Source organism: Streptomyces nanshensis (assembly GCF_001751255.1).
GTDB lineage: Bacteria > Actinomycetota > Actinomycetes > Streptomycetales > Streptomycetaceae > Streptomyces > Streptomyces nanshensis_A.
Genome location: NZ_LJGW01000472.1, coordinates 1 through 598 on the forward strand (window position 1 = coordinate 1; position 598 = coordinate 598).

At 77.9% G+C, this 598-nt stretch carries 1 protein-coding gene; it reads right to left on the minus strand.

What is annotated here, in order from left to right:
• Positions 1-452, minus strand: a 452-nt coding sequence (locus AN218_RS28665; protein ID WP_420856028.1) for an HAD-IIA family hydrolase, incomplete at its 3' end; no start/stop codon positions are given.
• Positions 453-598: the final 146 nt, after the last annotated feature.

Below are 598 nucleotides of genomic sequence, written 5' to 3' on the forward strand. Positions count from 1 at the left end.
CCCAGCCGTCCCCACGGCAGCCCGGGTCCGCCGTAGCCCTGTGCCACCGCGTCCGGCTCGTCGTCCGCCGACTCGACGAGGCGCATGCCCTGCTCGTTCAGCGCCTCCCGCAGCCCCTCGCCGCCGACGGCCAGGACGCGCGCGCCCGCCGGAAGCTGCTCGGCCATGAGGCGGGCGACGGCCTGCGCGGAGGTGATCACGTCGTCCGCCGCGGCGGGGACGCCGAGTTCGCGGAGGTGCGCGGCGACGGCCTCGGGGGTGCGCGAGGCGTTGTTCGTGACGTACGCGCGCCGCATGCCCGCCTCGCCCGCCTCCGTCAGCGACCGCACGGCGTGCGGTACGGCGTCGCCCGCGACGTACACCACGCCGTCCAGGTCCAGCAGCGCGGTGTCGTAGTCCTCGCGCAGCTCGCCCCGGCTGCCGGAGGGGGTCGTGCGCACAGTGCCCGCCATGGTCTCTCGCTCTCCTCGCAACGGTCGCCTCGCCGGCCCGGCCGCTCGTCGGCCGTCCGTCCCTCAGCCCGGCCGCCCCACCGGACCGTTCCGCTCCGATCATCCCGCGCCGGTCGCCGCGCGCCGCGGGCCGGTCGCCGCGACCG